The 22,804-nt window shown below is 70.5% G+C and carries 19 protein-coding genes; 7 read left to right on the top strand and 12 right to left on the bottom strand.

Annotated features, from left to right (window positions below):
• Positions 1-37: 37 nt before the first annotated feature.
• The gene (locus tag CCS38_RS12420) at positions 38-862 is read right to left on the bottom strand and encodes a maleylpyruvate isomerase family mycothiol-dependent enzyme (protein ID WP_223733287.1); all 825 of its coding nucleotides are present in this window, start codon (positions 860-862) and stop codon (positions 38-40) included.
• A 144-nt stretch (positions 863-1,006) separates the two neighbouring features.
• Here CCS38_RS12420 and CCS38_RS12415 point away from each other — a divergent pair, with 144 nt between their 5' ends.
• On the top strand, positions 1,007-1,795 hold the full coding sequence (locus CCS38_RS12415) for a carbon-nitrogen family hydrolase (protein WP_223733286.1): 789 nt from the start codon (positions 1,007-1,009) through the stop codon (positions 1,793-1,795).
• Between the two features lie 27 nt (positions 1,796-1,822).
• Here the strand turns inward: CCS38_RS12415 and CCS38_RS12410 are convergent, their stop codons facing one another.
• A complete protein-coding gene (locus CCS38_RS12410; RefSeq protein ID WP_223733285.1) occupies positions 1,823-2,314 on the bottom strand; it encodes an LURP-one-related/scramblase family protein in 492 nt (163 codons plus the stop codon).
• Between the two features lie 65 nt (positions 2,315-2,379).
• Here CCS38_RS12410 and CCS38_RS12405 point away from each other — a divergent pair, with 65 nt between their 5' ends.
• Positions 2,380-4,191 carry an NHL domain-containing thioredoxin family protein gene (locus CCS38_RS12405; protein WP_223733284.1) on the top strand — a complete coding sequence of 604 codons (1,812 nt, stop codon included), beginning with the start codon at positions 2,380-2,382 and terminating at the stop codon, positions 4,189-4,191.
• An 18-nt stretch (positions 4,192-4,209) separates the two neighbouring features.
• Here the strand turns inward: CCS38_RS12405 and CCS38_RS12400 are convergent, their stop codons facing one another.
• The 6 genes from CCS38_RS12400 to CCS38_RS12375 all read right to left on the bottom strand — a co-directional run bounded on the left by CCS38_RS12400 (position 4,210) and on the right by CCS38_RS12375 (position 12,040).
• The gene (locus CCS38_RS12400) at positions 4,210-5,040 is read right to left on the bottom strand and encodes a helix-turn-helix domain-containing protein (protein ID WP_372457053.1); all 831 of its coding nucleotides are present in this window, start codon (positions 5,038-5,040) and stop codon (positions 4,210-4,212) included.
• A 91-nt stretch (positions 5,041-5,131) separates the two neighbouring features.
• Entirely contained in the window at positions 5,132-6,115 is a 984-nt protein-coding gene (locus CCS38_RS12395) for a C40 family peptidase (protein ID WP_223733282.1), read from the bottom strand.
• A gap of 343 nt (positions 6,116-6,458) precedes the next feature.
• A complete protein-coding gene (locus CCS38_RS12390; protein ID WP_030259226.1) occupies positions 6,459-6,686 on the bottom strand; it encodes a DUF6458 family protein in 228 nt (75 codons plus the stop codon).
• Between the two features lie 103 nt (positions 6,687-6,789).
• The gene (locus tag CCS38_RS12385; protein WP_223733281.1) at positions 6,790-8,724 is read right to left on the bottom strand and encodes an AfsR/SARP family transcriptional regulator; all 1,935 of its coding nucleotides are present in this window, start codon (positions 8,722-8,724) and stop codon (positions 6,790-6,792) included.
• 1 nt (position 8,725) lies between these two features.
• Positions 8,726-10,018, bottom strand: a complete 1,293-nt coding sequence (locus CCS38_RS12380; RefSeq protein ID WP_223733280.1) for a M18 family aminopeptidase — start codon at positions 10,016-10,018, stop codon at positions 8,726-8,728.
• A 195-nt stretch (positions 10,019-10,213) separates the two neighbouring features.
• Positions 10,214-12,040: an acyl-CoA dehydrogenase gene (locus CCS38_RS12375; RefSeq protein ID WP_223733305.1), complete on the bottom strand. Its 1,827-nt coding sequence runs from the start codon at positions 12,038-12,040 to the stop codon at positions 10,214-10,216.
• Positions 12,041-12,171: 131 nt separating this feature from the next.
• Here CCS38_RS12375 and CCS38_RS12370 point away from each other — a divergent pair, with 131 nt between their 5' ends.
• The 3 genes from CCS38_RS12370 to CCS38_RS12360 all read left to right on the top strand — a co-directional run bounded on the left by CCS38_RS12370 (position 12,172) and on the right by CCS38_RS12360 (position 15,099).
• On the top strand, positions 12,172-12,645 hold the full coding sequence (locus tag CCS38_RS12370; protein ID WP_223733279.1) for an SseB family protein: 474 nt from the start codon (positions 12,172-12,174) through the stop codon (positions 12,643-12,645).
• A 187-nt stretch (positions 12,646-12,832) separates the two neighbouring features.
• A complete protein-coding gene (locus tag CCS38_RS12365; protein ID WP_223733278.1) occupies positions 12,833-13,786 on the top strand; it encodes a pirin family protein in 954 nt (317 codons plus the stop codon).
• Between the two features lie 191 nt (positions 13,787-13,977).
• The gene (locus CCS38_RS12360; RefSeq protein ID WP_223733304.1) at positions 13,978-15,099 is read left to right on the top strand and encodes an AI-2E family transporter; all 1,122 of its coding nucleotides are present in this window, start codon (positions 13,978-13,980) and stop codon (positions 15,097-15,099) included.
• Here the strand turns inward: CCS38_RS12360 and CCS38_RS12355 are convergent.
• On the bottom strand, positions 15,006-17,231 hold the full coding sequence (locus tag CCS38_RS12355) for an ATP-binding SpoIIE family protein phosphatase (RefSeq protein WP_223733277.1): 2,226 nt from the start codon (positions 17,229-17,231) through the stop codon (positions 15,006-15,008). The two genes, CCS38_RS12360 and CCS38_RS12355, sit on opposite strands and share 94 nt — an antisense overlap.
• Before the next feature lie 245 nt (positions 17,232-17,476).
• Between CCS38_RS12355 and aspS the strand changes: the two genes are divergently transcribed.
• A complete protein-coding gene (gene aspS / locus CCS38_RS12350; RefSeq protein WP_223733276.1) occupies positions 17,477-19,240 on the top strand; it encodes an aspartate--tRNA ligase in 1,764 nt (587 codons plus the stop codon).
• Positions 19,241-19,307: 67 nt separating this feature from the next.
• Here aspS and CCS38_RS12345 read toward each other — a convergent pair whose 3' ends face one another.
• Together CCS38_RS12345 and metG are read right to left on the bottom strand one after the other, a co-directional pair.
• Entirely contained in the window at positions 19,308-19,643 is a 336-nt protein-coding gene (locus CCS38_RS12345; protein ID WP_223733275.1) for a hypothetical protein, read from the bottom strand.
• A 260-nt stretch (positions 19,644-19,903) separates the two neighbouring features.
• Complete coding sequence (gene metG, locus CCS38_RS12340) at positions 19,904-21,613, bottom strand: methionine--tRNA ligase (RefSeq protein ID WP_223733274.1); 1,710 nt, start codon at positions 21,611-21,613, stop codon at positions 19,904-19,906.
• A gap of 194 nt (positions 21,614-21,807) precedes the next feature.
• On the opposite strand from metG, the gene CCS38_RS12335 reads away from it, so the two are divergent.
• Entirely contained in the window at positions 21,808-22,002 is a 195-nt protein-coding gene (locus CCS38_RS12335; RefSeq protein WP_223733273.1) for a DUF397 domain-containing protein, read from the top strand.
• Positions 22,003-22,068: 66 nt separating this feature from the next.
• Here the strand turns inward: CCS38_RS12335 and CCS38_RS12330 are convergent.
• The coding region (locus CCS38_RS12330; protein WP_223733272.1) for a vWA domain-containing protein at positions 22,069-22,804 on the bottom strand (736 nt) is incomplete at its 5' end.

Here is a 22,804-nt window from a genome sequence, read left to right as displayed (position 1 = left end):
CCGGCGCTTTGGGCGCTTCGGGGCGCGCGCCCCGCGCTTACGGCGTCACCGCGAAGTGCTCCAGCACGGCCCCGGCCAGTTCCTGGTCGCCCTCGGTCTTGATGCGGTCGGCGACGGCCGCGGGCCGCACCCGGCCGCAGGCCAGCCGGACATAGGTCTCCCAGTCCGTCGAGATCGTGACAGCCGGTCCCAGCGAGACGCTGCCGTCGACCGTTCCGCGGCCCTGTGCGTCGACCCGTACCGTCCGCATGAACTCCACCGGGCCGGTCACATCGACCACCACGGCGGAGCCGGCCGGCGCGCCCGCGTCCTGGGCGACGACCTTGGCCAGCGCCGGCAGCAGGAAGTCGCGGGTGAGGTGGGCGCCGGGGGAGTCGAGGTTGCCGGGCTCGCCGAGCGCGCGGCGGATGTCCTGTTCGTGCACCCAGGTGTCGAATGCCCGCATTTTCAGCGCGTGTTCGAGGGTCTGTTCCTTGCCCTGCGGGCCGCGGACCGTGGCGTCCGGCTCGCGCGTCTCGTTGCGCAGCTGCCGGGCGCGGCGGATGACGGTGTACTCCAGCTCCGCCGTCATCTCCGGGCCCGTGTGGTGCCGGCGGACGTCGACCTGCATTTCCATGTACCGCGCGAACTCGCTGCGTACGTGGTAGAGATCGCGCGGCAGCGAGTGGATGGGGCGGGGGTCACCCAGCGCCTCGCAGTCCAGGCCGATGAGGTGGGACACGACGTCCCGCACCGACCAGCCGGGGCATTCGGTGGCGCGATTCCACTCCCCTTCCACGAGTGGCGTCACCAGCTCGGATATTGCTTCGATGGAGTGCGTCCAGGCGTCGATGGAGGGCTGAAGGACTGGGTGGACGGTCACGGGACCCCTCGGACGGTTTGTACGCGGGCTGCTGTCTGTGCAGTTAAGTTACGCTGCGCACGGGCACCCCGGCAGTGCTTTCGGGTGACCATCGTAGGCATTTTTTGACGACGGACCGGGCTCGGAAGACCAGGCGGTGGTACTGTGCGCGCTTCATTGATCCAAGTCGGTGTGGACCAGCAGGAACCGGTCAATTCCCGCCGGGAGCGGGTGGCTTCACTCGTGCGCTCCCAGGCGGCAGCGGATCTCGTCGTGCTCCCCGAGCTGTGGCCGGTCGGCGCCTTCGCCTTCGACGCCTTCGAGGAGGTCGCGGAGGCACTGGACGGCCCGACCCACCAGGTCATGTCCGCGGCGGCGCGGGACGCGGGCGTCTGGCTGCACGCCGGGTCCGTCATCGAGCGAGGCGCGGACGGCGTCCTCTACAACACCTCGCTGGTCTACTCCCCCGACGGCGAGCGCGCCGCGCAGTACCGCAAGATCCACCGCTTCGGCTTCGACAAGGGTGAGGCGACGCTGCTGGGGGCCGGTACGGACCCGGTGACGGTCGCGCTGCCGGACGCCACGCTCGGCCTGGCCACCTGCTACGACCTGCGCTTCCCCGAGCTGTTCCGGCAGCTGGTGGACGCCGGCGCGCGGACCCTGGTCGTACCGGCCGGCTGGCCCGCGCGGCGCCGCGCGCACTGGTCGCTGCTGGCCCGCGCCCGGGCGGTGGAGAACCAGACGTACGTACTCGCCTGCGGCACGGGCGGCACGCACGCCGGGGTCGAGCAGGCCGGGCACAGCGTGATCGTCGACCCGTGGGGCGAGGTGCTCGCCGAGGCCGGGCCCGACGAGGAGATCATCAGCGCCGAGCTGGACCCGGAGCTGGTCGGCAAGGTCCGGCACTCCTTCCCCGTGCTGCGGGACCGCGTGCTGGGGCTGCCGAAGCCGTGACCTGCGGGGGTGCGGGAGCGGGGGCGGTCAGTCCTCGCGCTCCCGCTCCGCCAGCCGGATCACGCACACCGCGATCGCGATGATCAGTGCGGCGTCGGCGTCCTCCCGCACCACGTTGACCGCGTAGGTGTCCCGCACGGTCAGCCAGCGCCGGGAGATCTCCGCCAGCAGTTCGCCGTCGTACTCGACCGCGAACTCGCGGTCCAGGACCTTGCCGCTGACGTCCAGCTCCGTGCCGTCCACCAGCTCCACCCGGTAGTGGTTGCGCAGCAGCGAGAGCCGCTTCCGCCGGATGGTGGCGATGACCTGGTCGTCCCGCTCGATCGTCATCGTGTCGCGCAGGCTCAGCACCTTTTTGCGCAGGGTGATCAGGACCCGGCCCGCGCGGTCCTTGATCTCGAAGGTCTCCCGCATCCGGAGGGCCTTGCCGTCGACGAGAAAGACGCTGCGGCCCCTCTCGTCCTCGATCCAGTAGTCCTCGCCGATCCCGAAGATCCGGTCGCGTACCAGGTATCTCATGTCCTGAGGACTTCCCGCGGGCCCCGCTGGAATGCGCGACCGGGTGGGTGGCGTTGAATGTCCACATGGCTTCACGTGCGCGCGTCCGGGCCCCCGAGCTGATCGGCAAGGGCGGCTGGCTCAACACCGGCGACAAGGATCTGACCCTCTCCGACCTGCGGGGACGCATCGTCGTCCTGGATTTCTGGACGTTCTGCTGTGTGAACTGTCTGCACGTCCTGGACGAGCTGCGGGAGCTGGAGGAGCGGCACCGCGACACCGTCGTCATCGTCGGCGTGCACTCCCCGAAGTTCGTGCACGAGGCGGAGCACCAGGCCGTCGTCGACGCCGTCGAGCGGTACGAGGTCGAGCACCCCGTCCTGGACGACCCCGAGCTCGCCACGTGGAAGCAGTACGCCGTCCGCGCCTGGCCGACGCTGGTCGTCATCGACCCCGAGGGCTATGTCGTCGCCCAGCACGCCGGTGAGGGCCACGCCCACGCCATCGAGAAGCTGGTCGAGGAGCTGGAGGCGGAGCACGAGGCCAAGGGCACGCTGCGGCGCGGGGACGGCCCGTACGTACCGCCCGAGCCGGTCGCCACCGATCTCCGCTTCCCCGGCAAGGCGATCCAGCTGCCCGGGGGCTCCTTCCTGGTCTCCGACACCACCCGTCACCAGCTCGTGGAGCTGGACGCGGACGGCGAGAGCGTGCTCCGCCGGATCGGTACCGGAGAGCGCGGCCTGACGGACGGCGAGGCCGAGCGAGCCGCCTTCAGCGAGCCGCAGGGCCTCGCACTGCTGCCCGACGGCAAGGTGATCGTCGCCGACACCGTGAACCACGCGCTGCGCGTCTTCGACCCGGAGAGCGGCGAGGTCGGCACCGTCGCCGGTACCGGCAAGCAGTGGTGGCAGGGCTCGCCCACCGAGGGCCCGGCCCGCGAGGTGGACCTCTCCTCGCCGTGGGACGTGGCGTACTTCGACGGCCGGGTGTGGATCGCCATGGCCGGCGTGCACCAGCTGTGGACGTACGACCCGGAGGCCGGCACCGTGCGGGCCGCGGCGGGCACCACCAACGAGGGCCTGGTGGACGGGCCGGCCGCCGAGGCGTGGTTCGCGCAGCCGTCGGGCCTGGCCGCCGCCGGGGACCGGCTGTGGATCGCCGACTCCGAGACCAGCGCGGTCCGCTGGATCGACCGCGAGGGCGTCGTGCACACGGCCGTGGGCACCGGCCTCTTCGACTTCGGCCACCGCGACGGCGCCGCCGATCAGGCGCTGCTCCAGCACCCGCTGGGCGTCACCGCGCTGCCGGACGGCTCGGTCGCGGTCTCCGACACGTACAACCACGCGCTGCGCCGCTACGACCCGGCGAGCGGCGAGGTGACCACGCTCGCCACGGACCTGCGGGAGCCGTCGGACGCGGTGCTCGTCGGTGACGACATCGTCGTCGTGGAGTCGGCCCGGCACCGGCTGACCCGGCTGCGGCTGCCCGAGGAGGCGGTACGGGTGGAGTCGGTCGCGCACCGCACCCAGCGCGCCGCCACCGAGGTGGCCCCCGGCCGGCTCCGGCTGGACGTGGTCTTCCAGGCGCCGGCCGGGCAGAAGCTGGACACCCGCTACGGGCCGTCCACCCGGCTGCTGGTCAGCTCGACCCCGCCGGAGCTGCTGGCGGAGGGCGACGGCGCCGATACGGACCTCAGCCGCGACCTGGTCCTGGCGGACGGGGTCACCGAGGGCGTACTGCACGTCTCGGCGATGGCCGCGTCCTGCGACGACGACCCGGACATCGAGTACCCGGCCTGCCATGTGCACCAGCAGGACTGGGGCGTGCCGGTCACGGTCACCGCGGACGGGACCGCCCGGCTCGGGCTGGTCCTGGCGGGGCTGGACAGCGAGGCGTGATCATCCGTCGGTAGTGGATCAGTCCGGGCAGTTGCGGAGCTTCGAGTACTGCAACTGGTCGGGCTTGATCCGGATGCCCGGCATCCACAGCGTCCTGCCGTCCTTCCGGACCTCGTACCAGATGCTGCTGTGCCCGCCGGACTCGTCGGTGACGGTGACGCCGTTGGCGATCCGGCAGACGGCGGTCAGTCGGTCGCCGTGCCAGACCCGGCCGCCGATGTTGGACGGCCGGTAGGCCATGTACGGGTCCATGGCCAGTCCCATGGAACACTCGCGTGTGTGCTTGGGGCGGCACTCCTTGTCGACGTTGTGGACCGTGATGCGCTCGGTGTCCTCGGCCGCCGGTGTTTCACGTGAAACACCCTTGCTCGACGGGTCGTTGTCGTCGACCAGCCCCCACGTCACGACGGCTGCCACCGCGAGGACCACGACCGTCGCCACGCCCACGAGGACCGGCTTCAGCCGGGGCGCCGATGTCGGCGGCCGTTCCGGTGAGCCGCCGGGCACCTCCGTGCTCTCCGAATTGCCTGCCGACGCCGCATCGTTGGCGAGGTGCAGCAGCCGTACCAGCTCCGGAAGCCGGTCCTCGCCGGTGAAGGAGAGCTTGCACCACTGCACCAACAGCCGTTCGTCGGGCAGGCTCTGGCCCCGCAGGTAGCGGGACAGGGACGATCTGCTGGCCGGGAGCCTGGTTTCCAGCTCCTTCAGGCTCAGGCCCAGCTCGCCATGCATGTGCCGCAGCCCGGACACGAAGTCGCGTACCGGTCCGGCGAGTTGGTCGGGCAGGGGCGCGAGCGGTTTCCGGCGGGGACTGGTGGTGCGGTTCGGTTTCCCATGCACGCACGGCATTCCAGCACAGCCGCGGTACGCACCGCGAGAGGCACTTCCGCTCCCCTGTGGCGGAAGTGCCTCTCGTTACAGGATCCGGAAAGCGACCGGATCAGTCCGTGAACTTCACGGGGCGGTAGGGCTTGAACTCACCGCCGTTGAGCCCGTAGGTGAGGGACCGGTGGTCGGTGCCGTGGCCGCCGCGCTGCTCGTACGCGGTGTAGGAGGTGTGCGCGGGGTTGTCCCACTTCTCGAAGATCACGACGTGCCGGGTGTTGCTGTCGCCTGCCGCGTCGATGAGCAGGTCACCGGGCTTCAGGTCGTTGACGGCGATCGGCCGGGTGATCTTCGAGCTGGTGAGCCCCACGGTGTTGGTGCCGGGGGCGCCCAGGTTCAGTGCCATGGAGACATAGCCGGAGCAGTCCTGGCGGTAGCCGTCCTTCCAGTTCTTCGCCTGGCTGTAGGGCACCTGCGCACCGTTGTTGGCGGTCAGCCAGGTGGCCGCGCGCTGCAGCGCCTCGCCGCGGGTGCCGCCGGGCGCCGGGGCCGGCGGCGGGCCGCCCTGCACGGGCACGCCCGGCAGCGAGTCCTGCGGGATGTCGACCGCGACGACGCTGAGGAAGCCGGTCACCGGGCCGGTCAGGTGCGCCATGTAGGTGGAGCAGGAGCTGCCTTCGCAGACCTTCTTGCCCGTGTTGACCTGGTAGTCGACGGTGATCTTGTCCTGGCCCGGCGCATCCTTGTTGATCATGCCGACGGAGGGCGAGTTCGTGTCCGGCGAGGCATGCACAACCCAGCGCGTCCCCCAGGTCGGGAAGGTGCTGCCGGCCGCGGTCTTCTTGATGGTGGCGGCCGTGGCGCCCTGCGTCTTCAGGTCGGCCTTGGTGTCCCGCGTCTTGACGGTGGTCTGCGCGGCGGCCTTGGTGCCGGTGTCCGCCTTGGCGTCACCGCCCGAGCACCCGGTGATGCCGGCGATCCCGATGCCCGCCGCGGCGATTGCGGGAAGGACCCTGCGGAGCGCCGCCCTGCGGGGCGTACGAACCGGTGCCCGGGTGCCGGCAGTCGTGCGGAATGTCGTGTCGTCGGTCTGCGACATGGTGGATTCCCCTCGTTTGACGGAGGCTGCCGGGGCGTCGTGCCGACCGGCCGCCTCGGCGACGAGAACCATCATTGGGCGGGGCACAGGGGGAATCCGGGGCTGTGGTGTCCCATGGGACATCCCGCCCGCCGGGACGTCCCGGGAACGGTGCCGACCTGCTGGGACGTGGGCGTGGGACGGTGCGCGCGGGACATCGGGCGGCCGGGCGCGGGACATGACGGGACGTGCGGGCAGACAGAAGGGGCGCCCGCGCGGTCTTCGCGCGGGCGCCCCTTCAAGTCCTTCGGTCCGGTCTTCGTTCTCCGGTCCCGTATCAGGTGGTCACAGAGCGACGGTTATCTCACTCGTAGCCATGCCGGTGGGTCTCCTCGATCACGGGCGCTGCGGGCGGCGGTGGCTGCATGCGCCGCCGCTTGAAGATGCTGACGTAAGCGGCGATGCCGATGATGCCGACCGCCATCAGGATCAGGCCCACGAGATCGAGGTTGACCCCGGCCATCTGCCAGTCCACCGCGAAGGTAAGGATTCCTCCGGCGGCGAGCAGACCGATGCACCAGCCGATGCCCATGATGTGCGCCTCCTCTGGATCGGCGGTTCCGGGCGGGTCCCGCGCCGAGTACCCGGTCGCGGGACCATCAATCAGTGGGCCGTCAATCCAGCAGCGCCGTACCTCAGTTGTGCGGTTCCGTCTCTTCCGGCTCTCCCGTCCCGTCCCTGGCAAAGAGCTGGGTCAGGGTGCTGATCGTGTAGACGTCCGTGGCCTTCTCGTCGACCAGGTGCATCTCGGCCAGCCGGGCCAGCCCGTCCTGCGTGTGTTCCAGGTCGGAGCCGGCCAGCGCGGCCGCCGCCGAGGCGTTCAGCTGCCCGTCCGTACTGGTCGCCAGCGCACTCAGCAGCCGCGCGTCGTCCGCCGAGAGCCGGGCCACGGACATCCGCAGCGCCGAGGCGATCCCGGTGTCCTCCGCGGAGAGCAGCGACAGCCGGCGCCGCTCGTCGCGCAGCGCGGCCGCCAGCCGGGCCAGCCGCCAGCGCGGCCGGGCGGTCAGCTGGGCGACCGCGGCGCGCAGCGCCAGCGGCAGCCCGTCACACAGTTCGACCAGTTCGCGGGCGGCCTCCGGGTCCTCGTCCACCCGCTCGGCGCCGAGCATCGCGCCCAGCAGCGCGACGCCCTCCGGCACGCCGAACACCTGCAGCCCCACCGGCCGGGCGCAGTCGGTGGCCACCAGACCGTCCAGTCTGCTCCGGCTGGTCACGAGGGTGGCGCAGCCGGGGCCGCCGGGCAGCAGCGGCCGCACCTGCGCCGAGCTGCGGGCATTGTCCAGTACGACCAGCAGCCGGCGGTCCGCGACCAGCGAGCGGTACAGCGCGGACGCGGCCGTCGCGGAGGACGGCACGGCGTGCTCCGGCGTCCCCAGCGCGGTGAGGAAGAAGCGCAGTACGGCGGCCGGTTCGGCCGCGTCGCCCTCGCCGAAGCCGCGCAGGTCGGCGAAGAGCTGCCCGTCGGGGAAGTCGGCGGCGTGCTGGTGTGCCCACTGCACGGCGCACGCGGTCTTGCCGACCCCGGCCGGGCCGGTCACAACCGCCAGCGGGCTGTCGCTCTCCGGACCGGAGTCGCCGGTCAGCGCCGCGGTGAGCCGGTCCAGCGCCGCTCCGCGGCCGAGGAAGCGGGCCGGTGGCCGGGGCAGCAGCCGGGGCGGGGCCGGGCCCGTACCCGCGCCACCGTCCGTGCCGACGCCGGCCGGCCCGGTTTCACGTGAAACACCCGCAGCCGGTCGCTCGGCGTCGTCCGCACCGGTCCTGGCGCTCGGAATGCCCGCAGCGCCCGCCGTACCGGGTGCCGGTACCGGGCCGCTGCCCGGTGTCGCCTCCTCCGCCCGCAGGATCTCCTCGTACGACCCCCGCAGCCGCGCGCCCGGATCGACGCCCAGCTCCTCGTTCAGCAGCCGCCGCGTGCGGTGGTACCAGTCCAGCGCGTCCGACTGGCGGCCCGTGCGGAACAGTGCCCGCATCAGCGCGGCGATCAGCCCCTCCCGCAGCGGGTGCTGCACCGCGGCGGTGTAGAGCACGGACGCGGCCTGCTCGTGCTCGCCCAGCGCGCTGTGCGCGCGGGCCAGCGCCTCCACCGCCGCCAGCCGCCGCTCGTCCAGCGCGTGCGTGGCGGCGGCGAACGGCGGGCTGGTGACCGTGCCGGTCAGTGCGGGGCCGCGCCACAGCCCGAGCGCCTCCCGCAGCAGCGGAACGGCGTCGGCCGGGGCCGCCTCGGGCCGGGCCAGCGAGACCAGTTCACCGAAGCGGTGGGCGTCGATCAGCTCCTCGGGGAGCCGCAGCAGATACGCCGAGCCGTGCGTGGCCAGCTCCACGCCGTACGCCTCGGCCCCGGCCGCCGCGAGCGTGGCGCGCAGCCGGGATACATGCCCCTGCACGACCGTGCGGGCGTGCTCGGGCGGCTCGTCCTCCCACAGGGAGTCGATCAACTGCTCCAGCGGGACGGTGGTGTTGGGCCGCAGGAGCAGCAGCGCGAGCACGCTGCGCCGCTTGGCGGGCCCGAGCGCGAGTTCGCCCGCGGCGGTGGTGACGCTGACCGGACCCAGCAGGGAGAACTCCAACTCAGCCCTCCAGGAAGGCTGTGAGGGCCGCGGCCAGCAGATGCGGGTCCTCGGCGCCGCACAGCTCGCGCGCCGAGTGCATCGAGAGGATCGCGACACCGATGTCGACGGTGGTGATGCCGTGCCGGGCGGCGGTGATCGGGCCGATCGTCGTGCCGCACGGCATGGAGTTGTTCGAGACGAAGTTCTGCCACGGCACCCCGGCCCGCTCGCAGGCGTCGGCGAAGACCGCGCGGCCGCCGCCGTCGGTGGCGTACCGCTGGTTGACGTTGACCTTCAGGATCGGGCCGCCGTTGGGCAGCGGGTGGTGGCCCGGCTCGTGCCGCTCGGTGTAGTTCGGGTGGACGGCGTGGCCGGTGTCGGAGGACAGGCAGACCGTGCCGGCGAAGGCCCGCGCCCGGTCCTCGTAACTGCCGCCGCGCGCGAAGACCGAACGCTCCAGCACGGTGCCCAGCAGCGGGCCGTCGGCGCCGGTGTCGGACTGGCTGCCGTTCTCCTCGTGGTCGAAGGCGGCCAGCACCGGGATGCAGGAGAGGCCGTCCTGCGCGGAGGCGGCGGCGAGTGCGGCCGTTCCGGCGTGCACGGAAAGGAGGTTGTCCATCCGCGGCCCGGCGACCAGCTCCTGGTCCCGGCCCAGGTAGGCGGGCGGCTCGACGCTGTGCACCATCAGGTCCCAGCCGCGCACGTCACCGGCGGCGAGCCCCGCCTCCTCCTCGACGAAGGAGATCAGGCCGCCCTCCTGGACCTCGCCCAGGCCCCAGATCGGCGTCATGTGCCGCTGCTTGTCGAGCTTGAGGCCCTCGGCGTTGACCGACCGGTCCAGGTGCACGGCCAGCTGGGGCACGCGCAGCAGCGGCCGGTCGACGTTGACCAGCCGGTGGCTGCCGTCCCGCAGCGTCACCCGCCCCGACAGGCCAAGGTCCCGGTCGAGCCAGGTGTTGAGCAGCGTGCCGCCGTAGATCTCGACCGCGATCTGCCGCCAGCCGCGCGCCCCCGTGTCCGGGATCGGCTTCACGCGGAGGTTCGGCGAGTCGGTGTGCGCCCCGACGATGCGGAAGGGCGTCGCGGGGGTCGCGCCCTCGGGGACGTACCAGGCGATGAGGGCACCGCCGCGGAGCACGTACTTGCCGCCCGCCTCACCGTCCCAGGCATCGGTCTCGACGACCTGCCGGAAGCCGGCCTTCTCCAGCCGCGCGGCCGCGTTCGCCACCGCGTGGTACGGCGAGGGGCTCGCGGCGAGAAAGGACATCAGGTCGTCGGTGTGGCCGCGATCGAAGCGGACAGATGTGCTCATGGATTCAGCATAAGGACGCGTCGCACCGGGTGGGTGTTGCGCCGTACGGATGAGTGGAATCCGGCGTCTGTGTGGCCGGTGTGACCCCTGTGCTCAAAGGGACTCAGGAGACCGGCCAGGAACCGCCGATGGCCCCGCCCGGAACGGACCGGACGGGGCCATGAACGGCAGGCGGAGGCGAGCCTCAGCGGCGGATCAGAACGCCGCCTCGTCCAGCTCCATCAGCGACTGGTCGACGGACTCGGCGAGCCCGCGCTGCACCGAGACGCCCGGCAGGACGTTGTGCGCGAAGAACTTCGCCGCCGCGATCTTGCCCTGGTAGAACGCCTTGTCCTTCGTGGAGGCGGTCGCCAGCTTCTCCTGGGCCACCGCGGCGCCCTTGAGCAGCAGGTAACCGATGACGACGTCACCGGAGGCCATCAGCAGCCGGGTGGTGTTCAGGCCCACCTTGTAGATGGACTTGACGTCCTTCTCCGTGGCGGCGAGGTCGGTCAGCATCGCGCCGACGATCGCCTCCAGGTCGGCGGCCGCCTTGGCCAGCTCGCCGCGGGCGCCCTCCAGCTCCTCGCCGCCGACCGCCTCGGCCAGGAACTTCTTGATCGTCTCCGAGAGCTGGGTCAGCGCCGCACCCTGGTTGCGGACGATCTTCCGGAAGAAGAAGTCCTGGCCCTGGATGGCGGTGGTGCCCTCGTAGAGGGTGTCGATCTTGGAGTCCCGGATGTACTGCTCGATCGGGTACTCCTGCAGGTAGCCGGAGCCGCCGAAGGTCTGCAGCGACTGGGCCAGCTGCTCGTACGACTTCTCCGAGCCGTAGCCCTTCACGATCGGCAGCAGCAGGTCGTTGAGCGCGTTCTCGGCGGTCGCGTCCTCGCCCGCGGCCTCCTTGACCAGGATCTCGTCCTGGACGGTGGCCGTGTAGAGCACGAGGGCGCGCATGCCCTCCGCGTACGCCTTCTGCGTCATCAGCGAGCGGCGCACGTCGGGGTGGTGGGTGATCGTGACGCGCGGCGCCTTCTTGTCGGTGAAGGCGGCCAGGTCCGGGCCCTGCACGCGCTCCTTGGCGTACTCCAGCGCGTTCAGGTAGCCGGTCGACAGGGTCGCGATCGCCTTCGTGCCGACCATCATCCGGGCGAACTCGATGATGCGGAACATCTGGCGGATGCCGTCGTGCTTCTCGCCGATGAGCCAGCCCTTGGCAGGGTGCTTGTCGCCGAAGGTCATCTCGCAGGTGTTGGACGCCTTCAGGCCCATCTTGTGCTCGACGTTCGTGGCGTACACGCCGTTGCGGGCGCCCAGCTCGCCGGTCTCGAAGTCGAACTCGTACTTCGGGACGAGGAAGAGCGACAGGCCCTTGGTGCCCGGGCCGTGGCCCTCGGGGCGCGCCAGCACGTAGTGGAGGATGTTCTCCGCCATGTCGTGCTCACCCGAGGTGATGAAGCGCTTCACGCCCTCGATGTGCCAGGAGCCGTCCTCCTGCTTGACCGCCTTGGTCCGGCCGGCACCGACGTCCGAACCCGCATCGGGCTCGGTCAGCACCATCGTGGAGCCCCAGCCCTTCTCGGTGGCGACCTTGGCGATGTGCTTCTGCTGCTCGGTGCCCTCCTCGTAGAGCACGCCGGCGAAGGCCGGACCGGAGGCGTACATCCATACGGCCGGGTTCGAGCCCAGGATGGACTCGGCGAAGGCCCACAGCAGGGAGCGCGGCGTGGTCGTGCCGCCGATCTCCTCCGGGACGCCCAGCCGCCACCACTCGGCGTCCATGTACGCCTGGTAGCTCTTCTTGAAGGTCTCCGGGACCGGCGCGGTGTTGGTCTCGGGGTCGAAGACCGGCGGGTTCCGGTCGGCGTCCTCGAACGACGCGGCCAGCTCGTTCTCGGCCAGCCGGGCGATCTCGGACAGCACGCTCTTGGCGGTGTCGACGTCCATCTCCGCGAACGGGCCGGTGCCGTACACGCTGTCGCGGCCGAGCACCTCGAAGAGGTTGAACTCGATGTCGCGGAGATTCGACTTGTAGTGCCCCATGGCGACGGCTCCGTAATCCTTCGTGAGGAAGTCCTCAAACACATACCAGGTAGTAGCTTCGATGATGCTACCCGTCGGTAATAAGAAGCAACCCCTAACGGCCCATCTGTGACTCAGTACGCTTTGCAGCTATGTACGGCTACGACCAGAACGTGGGCGCGGGTCAGCAGGGTTACGGAGCTGCGCCGCCTCCGCCGCAGCAGGCTCCTGGCGGTTACGGCGGGCAGCCGCTGTATCCGGAGCCGTCCCCGCCCTCCCTCGCCGACGCGGTGCGTGCCTTCACCACCGGCTCGATGTCGGCCGAGGACTTCCAGGGCATCTTCTCGACGTCCAAGGTGTACTGCCCGCGGGGCGAGAACCCGGGGTTCTTGGCGCTGCACAACACCCAGCAGCCGGTGATCCCGATGTTCACCTCGCTCAAGGAGCTGCGCGCCTACGCCGGCAAGGAGTCCAAGTACTTCGTGATCACCGGCGCCGAGGTCCTCGACCTGCTGCCGACGGGGTACGGCTTCGTGCTCGACATGGAGGGAGAGCACCGCATGGTCTTCGACGCCAAGGCGGTGGAGCAGATGGTCGACTTCGCGATGCGGCGGATGTACGGCTAGCGCCATTACTTCGTGGACGGCTGACCCCGTCCGTCTCCGACCCGGTGGGCCGGTCACGTGGATACGTGACCGGCCCACCGGTTTGTTGATGCCTCTGACCTGCGTAAATGCCTCCGGGAATGAAGCGTGGCTTGCGGGTTGTTCAGTGTTCAACTAAATTGAATGTGGAACGACCGAGGAGGCCGTCATGCCCGCAGTGACCGTTGAGAACCCGCTGACCCTGCCGCGCGTCGCGGCGCCCGCCGAGGGACGGCAGCGCCCCGCACTCGCCGTATCGACCGCACCCAGCGGTTTCGAGGGCGAGGGCTTCCCCGTCCGCCGTGCCTTCGCCGGCATCGACTACAAGCACCTCGACCCGTTCATCATGATGGACCAGATGGGCGAGGTGGAGTACGCGCCGGGCGAGCCGAAGGGCACGCCCTGGCACCCGCACCGCGGCTTCGAGACGGTCACGTACCTGATCGACGGCACCTTCGTGCACCAGGACTCGCACGGTGGCGGCGGCACCATCAACGACGGCGACACCCAGTGGATGACGGCGGGCTCCGGCCTGCTGCACATCGAGGCGCCGCCGGAGTCGCTGGTGATGTCCGGCGGTCTCTTCCACGGCCTGCAGCTGTGGGTGAACCTGCCGAAGCGCGACAAGATGATGGCCCCCCGCTACCAGGACATCGGCGGCGGCCAGGTCAAGCTGCTGACCTCGTCCGACGGCGGTGCGCTGCTGCGGCTGATCGCGGGCGACATCGACGGTCACGAGGGCCCCGGCATCACGCACACCCCGATCACGATGATGCACGTCTCGCTGAACCCGGGCGCCGAGCTGACGCTGCCCTGGCGGTCGGACTTCAACGCCCTGGCGTACGGGCTGGCCGGGCGCGGCACGGCGGGCCCCGAGGGCCGTCCGTTCCGTATGGGCCAGTCGGTCGTCTTCGGCGCCGGTGACTCGCTCACCATCAAGGCGGACGCGACCCAGGAGTCCCGCAGCCCGAACTTCGAGGTCGTGCTGCTCGGCGGGCAGCCGATCCGCGAGCCGATGATGCACTACGGCCCGTTCGTGATGAACACGCACGCCGAGCTTGCCCAGGCGTTCGAGGACTTCCAGGCCGGCCGCCTCGGCACGATTCCGGCTCACGCCGGCTGAACCGACGCACCCACGGCCGTGCCCGGTGTTTCACGTGAAACGCCGGGCACGGCCGTGTCCGTGTTGCCACGGCGGCTCGCCGTAGGGGTTCGACTCGTCGGCCGTATGCCGGACGTGTCCGGCTGGGCGCGCAGTTCCCCGCGCCCCTGGGGCGCGCATGGTGGACTGGTCCCGTGCAGAAGCGGACCAAGATGGATGAACGGGAAGCGCTGCTTCCCCTCGGTGCCCGCCGGGCGGCGGCCTGGTGCGGGCTCCTGCTGCTGGTCGCGGCGGTGCTCGCGGTCGCCGTATGGCTGACCGTGCACCTGAAGGCGGCCGTGACGCCCGTACTGCTGGCCCTGCTGGGCAGCGCGCTGCTCGGGCCGGTGTACCGGCGGCTGGTCGCGATGAAGGTCAACCGTTCGCTGGCGTCCGGGCTGACCTGCGCCGTGCTGCTGGTGGTCGTCGGCGGAGCCGGGTACATCGTGGTGTCGGCGCTGATCGACACCGGCGACCAGATCGTGTCGTCGGTGCAGGAGGCGACCCAGGAGCTCACCAGATACCTCGGCGCTTCCGGCACCTCGCTGGACGACCTGACGGCGAACGCCAAGCAGCTGGCGGAGAAGTTCGGCGGCCGGGCCGCGACCGGACTGCTCTCCGGGCTCAGCCTGCTCGGCCAGACGGTGGCCGCCGCCGTGCTGGCGCTGCTGCTGACCTTCTTCTTCCTGCGGGACGCCGAGCGGGCGGTGGGCGTGCTGCGGTCCTGGGCGCCGGGCGGATCCGGGCCGCAGCTGGAGCGGATGGCGCGCCGCGGCTTCGAGGCCGTGGAGGGCTTCATGCGCGGGACGACGGTCATCGCGCTCATCGACGCCATCTGCATCACGGTCGGGCTGCTGATCCTCGGGGTACCGGGCGCGGTCGGGCTGGGCGCGCTGGTCTTCGTCGGCGCGTACATCCCGTACCTCGGCGCGTTCATCTCCGGCGCGGTCGCGGTACTGGTCGCGCTGGCCGACCGCGGGTTCGTGATCGCGCTGTGGGCGCTGGGCGTCGTCCTGGCCGTGCAGGTGCTCGAAGGACACGTCCTGCAGCCGATGATCCAGAGCCGTACCGTCCATATGCACCCGGCCGTGGTGCTGCTCGCGATCACCGCGGGCGCGAGCGTGGCGGGCATCCTCGGGATGCTGCTGGCCGTGCCGCTGACCGCGGCGGCCACCGGGATCCTGTCAGAGCTGCACCAGCGCTACGCGGCCGGTTCGGAGAGCGAGGAACCGGGCAGCGAGGGGCCGCCGTCCGGCGGCTCCTCCGGGGCCTCGTCCGGCGGCGCCCCGGCCTGAGCCGCGTCCGGTACGGCGGCGGCCCGGTCCTGCGCGTCCTCGTACAGCTCGAACCAGATCGACTTGCCGTCCCCGCGCGGATTCACGCCCCACGCGCCGGCCAGCAGCTCCATCAGGACCAGGCCGCGCCCGGAGGAGGCCAGCTCGCCGGGGCGGCGGCGGTGCGGCAGCTCGTCGCTGCTGTCGGCGACGTCCACCCGGACGCGCCGGGAGCCCTTCACGCCGGAGATCTCGGCGATCAGCAGGGCGTCGCCGTCGGTGTGCAGCAGGACGTTGGTGACCATCTCGGAGACCATCAGGGCGGCCGAGTCGATCTGGTCCTCGTCGGACCAGTCGTGCAGCACGTCGCGGATCTGGGCGCGGGCCTCGGAGATCCGCTCCGGTTCGGCCTGCGCGATGGTCAGGACCGTGCGGCGCACGGGCGTGCGCGGCTCCAGCCCACCGGTACCGATCGCGCAGCTGCCGCCCTCGCGGCACAGCAGCAGCATCGCGATGTCGTCCTCGCGACGGTCGGCCAGCCGCCCGGTGGTGTGGTGCGAGGACGGTCCGTGCACGGCCTGTACCAGTGTGTCGGCGAGCTTTTCGAGGCTGTCGCCGGACTCGGGTTCCTCGTGGTTCTCGATGATGTCCCGCAGCCGTGCCCAGCCGCTCTCCAGATCGTGCCCACCGGTCTCGATGAGCCCGTCCGTGCAGACCAGCATCGTCTCGCCGGGCTCCAGGACCAGCCGGGTGGTGGGGTAATCGGTGTCCGGCTCGATGCCCAGCGGCAGCCCGCCCGCGGTCGGCCGCACCAGCATCGTGCCGTCGGTCATCCGGATGGCGGGGTCGGGGTGGCCGGCCCGGGCGATGTCCAGCAGCCCCGTGGCCGGGTCGACCTCGATGTACAGGCAGGTCGCGAAGCGCGGGTCCAGCCCCTCGGCCTCGGTGTCGTTCAGGCCCGAGAGGAAGCGGGAGGCGCGGGAGAGCACGGCGTCGGGGTGGTGCCCCTCCGAGGCGTAGGCGCGCAGCGCGATCCGCAGCTGGCCCATGAGGCCCGCGGCCCGTACGTCGTGACCCTGGACGTCCCCGATGACCAGGGCGATCCGGCCGGAGGGCAGCGTGATCATGTCGTACCAGTCGCCGCCGACCTCCAGGCCGCCGCCGGTGGGGACGTACCGTGCGGCCACCGCCATGCCGGGGATGTCCGGCTGCACCGTCGGCATCATGCTGCGCTGCAGGCCGACCGTCAGCTCCAGCTGCGACTCCTGGTCGCCGGCCCGGTGCAGCGCCTGGGCGAGCATCCGGGCGACGGTGGTGAGCACCGAGCGCTCGTCGGGTGTGAAGGCGACGCGGTGCGCGAAGGCGGCCATCCAGGCGCCGACCGTCCGGCCGGCGCTGATCAGCGGCAGGAAGGCCCAGGACTGACGGTCGAAGTGCGCGGCCATCGGCCAGGTCGCGGGGAACCGGCGGCGATACTCCTCCGGGGTGGGGAGGTAAATGGCGCGCCCGGTCCGTATCACCTCGGCGGCCGGATAGTCGGTGTTCAGGGACATGTCGACGAACGGCTGCTCGTCTCCGGGGCGCTGTCCGTGGTGCCCGATGACCGATATGTGGTCGCCCCTGATGCCGAAGACGGCCAGCCCGTCGGGCATGAAGCCGGGCATGGACAGCCCGGCCGCCACCCGCAGCACCTCGGCGGTGGAGCGGGCCTCGGCCAGCGCGCGGCCCGCGTCCAGCAGGAACGCCTCGCGGGAGCGGCGCCAGTCGCCGGTGACGGGGGTGCGCGCCGCGGACGTGCCCGGCTGCGGCTCGGGGACCTCCTGGAGGGTGCCGAGCAGCTCGTAGCTGTTGTCCAGCGGGGTGACGCGGGCCCGGCAGCGGACGACGCGCAGCACCTTGCCGTCGGTGTCCATGACCCGCAGTCTGCCCTCGGCGAGGGTGCCCTCCGTCAGCGCGAGATGCACGACGCCGTTGATCTCGGCGAAGTCGACGGCGTGGAAACGGGAGCGGATGAAGGCTTCGCTGAAGTCGGCCGGCTCCTCGGGCAGCCCGAGCAGCCTGGCCGCCTCGGCGTCCAGCCTCACCTTGCCCACTGCGTGGTCCCAGTGCCACAGGCCGGTACCGATGGCGGCCAGGACGTCCTTGGTGCGCATTGCATCACTTTAGGTGGGTTTCACGGAGGCTCACCAGTGCGAAGGACGTGACCCTGGTCCCATGGTGTTCCCGCACGGAGTCCGCGGGGGCCTTGTCGTGGATATGGCAACCCGGAGCGCCGGGGCGGAGCGGTAACCTGGAGCGGTTATGCCAATCCTGGGGTGATCATCGGGTGCCGACCGGGAGCCGACCCCGGCCTCCCTCCCCCGTGCCCCACCTCGACTCGCGACGACTTGGATGAGCGATGCATCGGTACCGGTCCCATAACTGCGGCGAGCTCCGGGCCGCGGACGTCGACACGGACGTCCGCCTCAGCGGCTGGCTGCACAATCGACGTGACCTGGGCGGCATCCTCTTCATCGATCTGCGCGACCACCACGGCATCACGCAGCTCGTTGCCCGCCCCGGCACCCCCGCCAACGAAGCGCTCGGCTCCCTGACCAAGGAGTCCGTCGTCCGCATCGACGGCAAGGTCAGCGCCCGCGGCGCGGACAACATCAACCCCGACCTGCCCACGGGCGAGATCGAGATCGAGGTCTCCGCGGTCGAGGTGCTCGGCGCCGCCGAGCAGATCCCCTTCACGATCAACGCCGAGGACGGGGTCAACGAGGAGAAGCGCCTGGAGTACCGCTTCCTCGACCTCCGCCGCGAGCGCATGCACCGCAACATCATGCTGCGCACGGCCGTCATCTCCGCCATCCGCCAGAAGATGGTGACGCTCGGCTTCAACGAGATGGCGACCCCGATCCTCTCCGCGACCTCCCCCGAGGGCGCGCGCGACTTCCTGGTCCCCTCCCGCCTGCACGCCGGCAAGTTCTACGCCCTGCCGCAGGCCCCGCAGCAGTTCAAGCAGCTGCTGATGATCGCGGGCTTCGACCGGTACTTCCAGATCGCGCCGTGCTTCCGTGACGAGGACGCCCGCGCGGACCGCTCGCCCGGCGAGTTCTACCAGCTCGACATCGAGATGAGCTTCGTCGAGCAGGAGGATGTCTTCCAGCCCGTCGAGAAGCTCATGACCGAGCTCTTCACCGAGTTCGGCGGCGGCCGCGAGGTCACCTCGCCGTTCCCGCGCATCCCGTTCCGCGAGTCGATGCTCAAGTACGGCAACGACAAGCCCGACCTGCGCGCCAAGCTGGAACTGGTCGACGTCTCCGACGTGTTCGCGGGCTCCGGCTTCAAGGCGTTCGCCGGCAAGCACGTCCGCGCGCTGGCCGTGCCGGACACCGCCGACCAGCCGCGCAAGTTCTTCGACCAGCTCGGTGAGTACGCCGTCGAGCAGGGCGCCAAGGGCCTGGCCTGGGTCCGCGTCGGCGACGAGAACGCGCTGACCGGCCCGATCGCCAAGTTCCTCACCGAGGACGACGTCAAGGCGCTGGTGGAGAAGCTGGACCTGCAGCCCGGCCACGCCGTCTTCTTCGGCGCGGGCGAGTTCGACGAGGTCTCCAAGATCATGGGCGCGGTCCGCGTCGAGGCGGCCAAGCGCGCGGGCCACTTCGAAGAGGGCGTCTTCCGCTTCTGCTGGATCGTCGACTTCCCGATGTTCGAGAAGGACGAGGAGACCGGCAAGATCGAGTTCTCCCACAACCCCTTCTCGATGCCGCAGGGTGGCCTCGAAGCGCTCGAGACCAAGGACCCGCTGGACATCCTCGCCTGGCAGTACGACATCGTCTGCAACGGCGTCGAGCTGTCCTCCGGCGCGATCCGTAACCACGAGCCCGAGGTCATGTACAAGGCGTTCTCGATCGCCGGTTACGACAAGGACACCGTCGAGGCCGAGTTCGGCGGCATGCTCCGCGCGTTCAAGTTCGGCGCCCCGCCGCACGGTGGCATCGCCCCCGGCGTCGACCGCATCGTCATGCTCCTCGCCGACGAGCCGAACATCCGCGAGACCATCGCCTTCCCCCTCAACGGCAACGCCCAGGACCTCCTGATGGGTGCCCCCAGCGAGGTCGAGGAGTCCCGCCTCAAGGAACTCCACCTCTCGATCCGCAAGCCGCAGGTGAAGTAAGCAGCACGCACGCCAAGGGGCCCGGAACCGCTCGGCGGTTCCGGGCCCCTTTGGTGTCTGCCGTACGTCAGTCGGTCAGCTGCCCGGACTGCTGTACAGCGGCCACGGAATGGACCGTGTGGACGGAGCGGACGGCGGACGGCGGCACCGGCTGCCCCGCGGGAAGGGCGGGGAGTGTGTCATCGGCGCGGTCGCGCCGCCGGGACCAGGGCAGCATGGCGGCGATGGCCTCCAGTACCTGGCTCATCCCGGTCAGCACGTCCGGCAGGTCTTCGGCGCGGGCCTTGCACACCACGAGCCGTACGACATAGGCAGCGAGCAGGGCGAGGACGAGGAGGGCGAGGACGCCGGTCGCGGCGAGCCATACCGGCGCGGCGGTGAGGACGGTCTGAGCGTGGGACAAGTACTGCCTCCGAAAAGCAAAAGGCCCCCTGAAGAGATCAGGGAGCCATGGACGGTCGGACTCGGACGGAGCGGAAAAGCAGAAAAGCCCCCGTCCTCCGAAGAGGAAGAGAGCTTTCGTACTGACGTCACATGCAGTCGTACTGCTTCTGCGTGTGATCGTTCGGTGCTTTGATTCTAGCAGTCGTGTCAACCCCTGGGGCCTCAGGGGGAGTTGGGCCGGCCGGTGCTCCCGGGGAAGCACCGGCTGGACCGGAGGACTTACTCCTCGCCGCCGAAGCGCTCCTTGTAGGCCGTCAGGTCGTCTTCGGTGATCTTGGCGAAGAGGACCGGGGGGACGGTGAAGGGGGTGCCGGCCGGGACCGTGGTGAGCACCTTCGCCTCGTCCGCCGTGATCCACAGGGCCGTGTCGTCGGCGAGGTCGAACGCGCCGCGCATGGCCTTCGCCGAGGACGGGATGAACGGCTCGGAGATCACCGAGTACAGGTGGATGAGGTTCATCGCCGTACGGAGGGTGAGCGCGGCCGCGTCCTTGTCGGTCTTGATCTCCAGCCAGGGGGCCTTCTCCTCCAGGTAGGAGTTGCCCGTGCTCCACAGGGCGCGCAGCGACGCCGCGGCCTTGCGGAACTGGAGGGCCTCCATGTGGCCCTCGTACTCGGCCAGGAGCCGCGCGATGTCCTCGCCGAGCTTCGCCTCGGCCTCGCCGGGCTCGGCGCCCGCCGGGACCTCGTCACCGAAGCGCTTCCGCGAGAAGGACAGCACGCGGTTGACGAAGTTGCCGAGGGTGTCGGCCAGGTCCTTGTTGACCGAGGAGGAGAACAGCTCCCAGGTGAAGGAGGTGTCGTCGGACTCCGGCGCGTTCGCGATCAGGAAGTAGCGCCAGTAGTCGGCGGGCAGCAGCTCCAGCGCCGCGTCGGTGAAGATGCCGCGCCGCTGGGAGGTGGAGAACTTGCCGCCGTAGTAGTTCAGCCAGTTGAACGCCTTGAGGAAGTCGACCTTCTTCCACGGCTCGCGGGTGCCCAGCTGGGTCGCCGGGAACATCACGGAGTGGAAGGGGACATTGTCCTTGGCCATGAATTCCGTGTACCGGACGTCATCGGCCTCGTACCACCACGACTTCCAGTCGCGGTTCTCCGGGTCGACGTCCGCCCACTCCTTCGTCGAGCCGATGTACTCGATCGGGGCGTCGAACCAGACGTAGAAGACCTTGCCCTCGGCCGCCAGCTCCGGCCAGACGTCGGCCGGGACCGGCACGCCCCAGTCCAGGTCGCGGGTGATCGAGCGGTCGTGCAGGCCCTCGGTCAGCCACTTGCGGGCGATGGAGGAGGCCAGCGTCGGCCACTCGTCACCGGCCTCGTCGATGAACTTCTCGACCTCGCCCTGGAGCTTGGACTGGAGCAGGAAGAGGTGCTTGGTCTCCCGCACCTCCAGGTCGCTGCTGCCGCTGATCGCCGAGCGGGCGTCGATCAGGTCGGTCGGGTCCAGCACGCGGGTGCAGTTCTCGCACTGGTCGCCGCGGGCCTTGTCGTAACCGCAGTGCGGGCACGTGCCGACGATGTAGCGGTCGGGCAGGAAGCGCTCGTCGGCGTTCGAGTAGACCTGGCGGATCGCCCGCTCCTCGATGAAGCCGTTCTCGTGCAGCTTGCGCGCGAAGTGCTGGGTGAGCTCGACGTTCTCCGGCGAGGAGCTGCGGCCGAAGTGGTCGAAGGCGAGGCCGAAGCCGTCGTAGATCGCCTTCTGAGCGTCGTGCTGCTCGGCGCAGAACGCGTCGACCGACTGGCCGGCGTCCTTCGCGGCCAGCTCGGCGGGGGTGCCGTGCTCATCGGTCGCGCAGATGTAGAGGACGTCGTGCCCGCGCTGGCGCAGGTACCTCGCGTACACATCGGCCGGGAGCATGGACCCCACCATGTTGCCCAGGTGCTTGATCCCGTTGATGTACGGAAGGGCGCTGGTGATGAGGTGTCGAGCCATTGCCGGCTGCTCCCAAGTCGCTACGGTGAGTGATTTTTTGCACTACGGAACGCCAATATCGTACTCGCCCGGAGGGGGGTCACCGCGCCCCCATTAAGGGCCGCCCCCGGGCGTACGCATGGTGTGCAGGCGACCGGGGATGCTGTGAGTACCTGGGGAAGCGATGCGCGGCATCGAGGGGTGGCGGAGGGGCCATGGGTGACGGGGCGACGTGGTTCACGTCGAGTTACAGCGAGTACGAGGACGCCGCCTGCGTGGAGGTCGCGATCGCCGCCGAGGCCGGATCGGTGCAGGTGCGGGATTCGAAGCGGGTGGACGGGGCGGAGCCGCGGCTGACCTTCTCGTCGGCGGCATGGTCGCTGTTCATCGCGTACACGACGGCGGACTGAGGCGGGAAGCACGACGGCCCGGCCGCTCCCGTGGGAGCCGCCGGGCCGTGCGCCGGTCGTGCCGGGTCAGCTCTTCTTGCTCTTGCTCTTCTTGAGTACGCCCGCGGCGCGGGCCTCCGTGAGCCACTCCGGGAACTCGATCATCAGCTGCGCGTACAGGTCGGCGTCGGCCAGGGCGCGCGGCTCGCGGCCGGCGTGGAAGAAGCCGGCGTTGTCGACCTTCCGCTTCTCCGGGACGGTGAGGTCGTCCAGCTTGCGCAGGAAGTCGAAGCCCTTGGCGTCGGGGTCGCCGAAGCCGATGAACTGCCAGAAGATCGGCAGCCCGGCCGCCTCGCACAGCGCCTTCTCCGCGGCGGGCTTGGAGGTGGGGGCGCCGTCGGTCTGGAAGATCACGAACGCGGGCGCGGTCGTCTTCGACTTCTTGTAGTGGTCGACGACGGCCTTGATCGCCCAGTGGTAGTTGGTGCGGCCCATGTGGCCCAGGCCCGCGTGGAGCTCCTCGATCTTCCCCTCGTACGAGGCGAGGTCGAGCTCGGCGGTGCCGTCGACGTCGGTGGAGAAGAAGACGACGGGGACGGTGCCTTCGTCGTCGAAATGCGCGGAGAGGCCGAGGGCCTGCTCGGCGAGGTGCTGGACGGTGCCGTCCTTGTAGTAGTTGCGCATCGAGCCGGAGCGGTCGAGCACGAGGTAGACGGCGGCGCGCTGCGTGGTCAGGCCGTGCTTCTCCAACGCCGCACCGGCGTCCTTGTACAGGCTGACCAGCCCGGGCGCGACCTCCTCGACCTTGGTGAGGGGGAGGGCG

The organism is Streptomyces purpurogeneiscleroticus (genome assembly GCF_020024005.1).
Classification (GTDB): Bacteria; Actinomycetota; Actinomycetes; order Streptomycetales; family Streptomycetaceae; genus Streptomyces; species Streptomyces purpurogeneiscleroticus.
This window is presented reverse-complemented; position numbering and strand designations above follow the sequence as displayed.